This window comes from Mesorhizobium sp. M7A.F.Ca.MR.362.00.0.0, from assembly GCF_004023175.1.
Taxonomy (GTDB): Bacteria; Pseudomonadota; Alphaproteobacteria; order Rhizobiales; family Rhizobiaceae; genus Mesorhizobium.
On the sequence record NZ_RZTF01000725.1, the window covers coordinates 1 to 1479 of the forward strand.

Below are 1479 nucleotides of genomic sequence, written 5' to 3' on the forward strand. Positions count from 1 at the left end.
CGCCAATTCCATGCGCGCCTTCGAGAGCGACGGCCTGACCGCCTATCGGCAGCTGCCGCTGGTTGTCGTGCTGCCGCAAACGGTGGCGCAGGTTTCGCGCGTGCTGAAATACTGCAACGACCGCAACATCCGCGTCGTGCCGCGCGGCTCCGGCACCTCGCTGTCGGGTGGCGCGCTGCCGCTCGAGGACGCGGTGCTTTTGGTGATGAGCCGCTTCAACCGTATCCTCGGGATCGATTTTCCCAATCGCGTCGTCGTTGCCCAGCCGGGCGTCACCAATCTCGGCATCACCACCGCCGTCGAGCAGGAGGGCTTTTACTACGCCCCCGATCCATCCTCCCAGATCGCCTGCTCGATCGGCGGCAATGTCGCGGAGAATTCCGGCGGCGTGCACTGCCTGAAATACGGCCTCACCGCCAACAATGTGCTCGGCATCGAGATGGTGCTGATGAATGGCGAGGTGGTGCGGCTGGGCGGCAGTCACCTCGATGCGGAAGGCTACGACCTGCTCGGCGTCATGACCGGCTCCGAAGGGCTGCTCGGCGTCGTCACCGAGGTCACCGTGCGCATCCTGAAGAAGCCGGAGACGGCACGTGCACTGCTGATCGGCTTCCCGACCAGCGAGCAGGGCGGCCAGTGCGTTGCGGACATCATCGGCGCCGGCATCATCCCGGGCGGCATGGAGATGATGGACCGGCCGGCGATCCATGCGGCGGAAGATTTCGTCCATGCCGGCTATCCCCTCGATGTCGAGGCGCTGCTGATCGTCGAGCTCGACGGCCCCGGCGTCGAAGTCGATCATCTGATCGGGCTGGTCGAGGCGATCGCCTACAAGAACGGCTCGACCACCTGCCGCATTTCGCAGTCCGAGCAGGAACGGCTGAGCTTCTGGGCTGGCCGCAAGGCGGCGTTTCCGGCGGTCGGCCGCATCTCGCCCGACTACTACTGCATGGACGGCACCATCCCGCGCAAGGAGCTGCCGCGCGTGCTCGCCGGCATGCGCGAGCTCTCGGAAAAATACGGTCTCGGCGTCGCCAATGTCTTTCATGCCGGCGACGGCAATCTGCATCCGCTGATCCTCTACGATGCCAACGTACCGGGCGAACTCGACAAGGCCGAAAGCTTCGGCGCCGACATATTGCGGCTCTGCGTCAAGGTCGGCGGCGTCCTGACCGGCGAACATGGTGTGGGCGTGGAAAAGCGCGACCTGATGCCGGAAATGTTCACCCAGATCGATCTCGACCAGCAGATGCGGGTCAAATGCGCCTTCGATCCCAACCATCTGCTCAACCCGGGAAAAGTGTTCCCGCAACTGCGGCGATGCGCCGAACTCGGCCGCATGCACATTTCCGGCGGCAAGCTGCCGTTTCCGGACATTCCGAGGTTTTAACTGGACATGTCGGTGCTTGAACGCCCCCCTCTGTCCTGCCGGACATCTCCCCCTCAAGGGGGGAGATTGGCAGCTCGCGCGCCTCGCCC

At 64.6% G+C, this 1479-nt stretch carries 1 protein-coding gene; it reads left to right on the forward strand.

Annotation, left to right across the window (positions count from 1 at the left end):
- Positions 1–1390 (forward strand): FAD-linked oxidase C-terminal domain-containing protein (locus tag EOC06_RS37160; protein ID WP_128310109.1); only part of this gene is annotated, 1390 nt, incomplete at its 5' end.
- Between the last annotated feature and the right edge of the window lie 89 nt (positions 1391–1479).